Origin of the sequence: Ideonella sp. (genome assembly GCF_036277275.1) — a bacterium.
Classification (GTDB): Bacteria; Pseudomonadota; Gammaproteobacteria; order Burkholderiales; family Burkholderiaceae_C; genus Ideonella.
In genome coordinates, this window is sequence record NZ_DASUNH010000113.1 from 1 (window position 1) to 4,135 (window position 4,135).

Annotated in this window: 4 protein-coding genes; all 4 read left to right on the top strand. The window is 64.8% G+C overall.

Annotation, left to right across the window (positions count from 1 at the left end; all coding sequences use genetic code 11):
• Positions 1 to 658: flagellin (locus VFY73_RS19105; protein ID WP_329721711.1), on the top strand; the 658-nt coding region annotated here is incomplete at its 5' end.
• Between the two features lie 347 nt (positions 659 to 1,005).
• Positions 1,006 to 1,854 carry a flagellin domain-containing protein gene (locus tag VFY73_RS19110; protein WP_329721713.1) on the top strand — a complete coding sequence of 283 codons (849 nt, stop codon included), beginning with the start codon at positions 1,006 to 1,008 and terminating at the stop codon, positions 1,852 to 1,854.
• A gap of 187 nt (positions 1,855 to 2,041) precedes the next feature.
• Positions 2,042 to 3,460 (top strand): flagellar filament capping protein FliD, encoded by a 1,419-nt coding sequence (fliD, locus tag VFY73_RS19115; RefSeq protein ID WP_329721715.1) that lies wholly within the window; start codon positions 2,042 to 2,044, stop codon positions 3,458 to 3,460.
• Between the two features lie 196 nt (positions 3,461 to 3,656).
• Positions 3,657 to 4,088 carry a flagellar export chaperone FliS gene (gene fliS, locus VFY73_RS19120; RefSeq protein ID WP_329721717.1) on the top strand — a complete coding sequence of 144 codons (432 nt, stop codon included), beginning with the start codon at positions 3,657 to 3,659 and terminating at the stop codon, positions 4,086 to 4,088.
• Positions 4,089 to 4,135: the final 47 nt, after the last annotated feature.

Below are 4,135 nucleotides of genomic sequence, written 5' to 3' on the forward strand. Positions count from 1 at the left end.
CGCGATTCGCAATGCCAACGACGGCATCTCGCTGGCGCAAACGGCTGAAGGCGCCCTGTCGAAGGTCGGCGACGCGCTGCAACGCATGCGTGAACTGGCTGTGCAGGCCCGCAACTCGACGAACTCGAGCTCGGACAAGGACTCGCTGAACAAGGAGTTTGGCGAGCTGCAGGCGGAAATCAGCCGTGTGCTCGGCGGCACCAGCTTCAACGGCAAGAACATGCTGGGCGCCGACGCGACCACGCTGACCTTCCAGATCGGCGCCAACACGACCGTCGACGACACCGTGCAGCTGACGACCGAAGACATGACGGCCCACACCGACATCACCGCGGTGACCGGTACGACGGCCGTGATCGACGCGACCGCCACCTCGGGTGACATCGCCACGGTGATCGACAACATCGACACCGCGATCGACACGATCAACGACCAGCGCGCCACCTTCGGCGCGACGCAAGGCCGCTTCGACGCGATCATCGCCAACCTGCAGCAGGCGGTGGAGGCTCAGAGCGCCGCCCGCAGCCGGATCATGGACGCGGACTTCGCCTCTGAAACCGCGAACATGAGCCGGGCGCAGATCCTGCAGCAGGCCGGCAGCGCGATGGTCGCGCAGGCCAACCAGCTGCCCCAGCAGGTCCTGAGCCTGCTGCGCTAAGCACCCCCCGCGAAGCACGGCGCCAGCGCCGTGTGACCGGAAACCGTCCAATGCCCCCGCCGGCCGCAGCCGACGGGGGCATTGCCCTTTGGTGAGTCCGAAATGGCGGCTTTCCCGGCTTCATTTCCCGGCATTGCTACCACTCGAGCCTCTTCAGAATTCATTCCATCGCCCCAATGCAAATCGGGGCGTGGTCCGACAAGCACTGCCGAGACCGGAGACGCCGAAAGCGTCTCTTGTTCGACGGTGAAGGATGCCGGGCTTTATGGAAGGGGCGGTTGTTCGCCGCTTCTTCTGGATAGCCGGCCTTCTCGCCGGGCGCGGTCGATTCGTAAAGAGGTGCTCACATGCCACAGACCATCAACACCAACATTGCGTCGCTCAACGCGCAACGCAACCTGAATTCTTCGCAGTCGGCGCTGTCGACGGCCATGCAGCGCCTGTCCTCAGGCATGCGTGTCAACTCAGCCAAGGACGACGCCGCGGGCCTCGCGATCGCCGAACGCATGAACGCGCAAGTGCGTGGCATGAACGTCGCGATCCGCAACGCGAACGACGGTATCTCGCTGGCGCAGACTGCTGAAGGCGCTTTGAGCAAGGTCGGCGACGCGCTGCAGCGCATGCGTGAACTGGCCATCCAGGCCCGCAACGCGACCAACTCGAGCTCGGACAAGGACTCGCTGAACAAGGAATTCGCCGAGCTGCAGTCGGAAATCAGCCGGGTGCTCGGTGGCACGACCTTCAACGGACAGCGCATCCTCGGCGACGATGCCACGACGCTGACCTTCCAGATCGGCGCCAACACCGGTCCGGACGACATCATCAACATCACCACCGAGAACCTGACCACCGCGACCGACATCACGGCGATCACGGCCACGACCGCAGTCATCGATGCGTCGGCGACGATCGGCGACATTGCCACGGTGATCGACGACATCGACGCCGCGATCGACAACGTCAACAACACCCGGGCGACCTTCGGTGCGACGCAGAGCCGCTTCGACGCGATCATCTCGAACCTGCAGCAGTCGGTCGAGAACCAGGCCGCCGCCCGAAGCCGGATCATGGACGCCGACTTCGCTGCCGAAACCGCAGCGATGAGCCGAGCGCAGATCTTGCAGCAGGCCGGTAGCGCGATGGTCGCGCAGGCCAACCAGCTGCCGCAGCAGGTGATGCGCCTTCTGCAAGGCTAAGTCGGACCCTAAGGCATTCAGCGTCGCCCTAAGGCAACAGCCGGGCTCATAGTTTTTTTGATGCGCCGCCGGCGCCCGAGGGATGTCCCTCAGGGGGCGGGTGGCGCGTTTTCATTCCCGGGTCCAAAAAGGGTCTCAAGTTCCCGCGCCAGCGGCCGAAGACCACGACAGGAATCGAAGGATCACCATGCCCACCATCAGCTCTCTCGGGGTCGGCAGCGGCCTGCAGTCGGAAAGCATCATCTCGGCGCTGATGAGCGTCGAGCGCAAGCCCGTCGAACTGCTCACTGCCGAAACCGCCAGCATCAAGACCCAGCTGTCGTCGGTGGGCAAATTGCAAAGCCTGGTCTCTGCGATGAGCGACAAGGCCGGCGCGATCAGCTCGGTCACGCTGTGGGGCCAGACCGCGGTCACCTCCAGCGACGGCACCATCGTCAGCGGCAGCACGACCACCGGTGCGACGCCGGGACGCTACTCGGTCACCGTGTCGCAGCTGGCGTCGAGCCAGACCGTCACCACCGCCACCGCGCTGCCCAGTTCGTCCAGTCAACTGGGCGACGGCGTTCTGCAGATCGAACTCGGCACCTGGAACGGCGCCAGCTTCACCGGCAGCGGCTCGCCGGTCTCGATCACCATCGGTTCGGACGACACCAGCCTGGCCAGCATCCGCGACAAGATCAATGACGCCGACGCCGGCGTGACGGCGACGATCGTCAATGACGCCAACGGCGCCCGCCTGTCGATTCGCTCCGACGCCACCGGCGCCGAGAACGGCTTCAAGATCACCGCCACCGAAAACGTCGACGACAACGACGCGACCACCGGCCTGTCGGTGCTCGGCTACGACGCCGCCGTGGTTGGCACACCGATGGCGCTGAACCAGTCCGCCGGCAACGCCAAGGCCAAGGTCAACGGCATCGATGTCGAATCGAAGACGAACACGCTCACCGGCGTGTCCGACAACCTGACGCTGACACTGACCAAGGAAACTGCGACCCCGGTCGAGGTGGTCGTGGCCAGCGACAACGAGGCGGTGAAGGCCGCGATCAGCGAGTTCGTCACCGCGTTCAATGAGCTGGCAACGTACATCAAGGACCAGACCAAGTACAACGCAGCGACCAAGACCGGTGGCCCGTTGCAGGGCGACCGCACGACGATCGGCCTGCAGTGGCAGCTGCGCGGCGTGATCAATCAAGGCAGCAGCGCTTCCAGCACCTGGAGCCGCTTGTCCGAGATTGGCATCACGATGAAGCAGGACGGTACGCTGACCACCTCGACGTCGGCGCTGGACGACGCGCTGGCCAACCCCGAAGAGCTGCGCAAACTGCTGGCCACCGACGGTGCCGACACCGGCGCTTCGGGCTTCATGGATCGCTTCAAAGACCTGGGCAAGGCCGTGCTGGGCGAGGACGGCAGCCTGGAAACGCTGCATACCAGCCTGGAAGCGCATATCGAGCGCAACGACGACCGCCAGGACCAGATGGAAGACCGGTTGGTCCGCACCGAGGCGCGGTTCCGCGCCCAGTACGAGGCGCTGGACACCTCGATGGCCAAGCTGAACGCCTTGTCGTCCTACGTCACGCAGCAGCTCGCCGCGCTGGGTTGACCCGCCACCTGGCTTCGGCCTGAAGCAAGCGCCCCGAGGGGCGCTTTTTTCATGCCGCTGTCAAGCGAGGCCCGGATTTCTTGAGCCGATGAGTGGTGGAAAACCCCGTTCAGTTCAACGGCTAGGCCGGCCTCAAGCTGAGTGAAATGAGGGCCGATAAGCAAAGGGACGGTCACAGATTTACTACCGCAACACCATGTACAGCCCGCAACTCGCTTCCCCCTTCGGCCGCTCCGGCGGCATGAGCAACGCCTACCGTCAGGTCGGCGCGGAGACCAGTGTCGAGGACGCCTCGCCTCACAAGCTGATCAGCCTGCTGTTCGACGGCTACATGGAGTCGATCTCCCAGGCCCGCGGCGCGATGCGCAACGGCGAGATCGAAAAGAAGGGCAAGGCCATCGGCCGCGCGGCGCGCATCGTCGAAGAAGGCCTGAAGGCCAGCCTGAACGTGGCCGAGGGTGGCCCGCTGGCGCGTGACCTGCAAGCCCTGTACGACTACCTGGCCAAGCGCCTGACGCTGGCCAACCTGCGCAACGACGAAGCCATGCTGGACGAATGCGTCAGCCTCATGGAGCCGGTGCGCCAGGCCTGGCGCGAGATCGGCGGCCAGGTCGCCAACTCCAACTGATTTCCAACCATCGCTGTCATCGCCGAGAGTCGCCACCATGAGCCACA

Excerpts from the sequence above, each read along its gene's own strand:
- VFY73_RS19110 (WP_329721713.1), top strand. The coding sequence starts at position 1,006 with ATGCCACAGACCATCAACACCAACATTGCGTCGCTCAACGCGCAACGC.
- fliD (WP_329721715.1), top strand. The coding sequence starts at position 2,042 with ATGCCCACCATCAGCTCTCTCGGGGTCGGCAGCGGCCTGCAGTCGGAA.
- fliS (WP_329721717.1), top strand. The coding sequence starts at position 3,657 with ATGTACAGCCCGCAACTCGCTTCCCCCTTCGGCCGCTCCGGCGGCATG.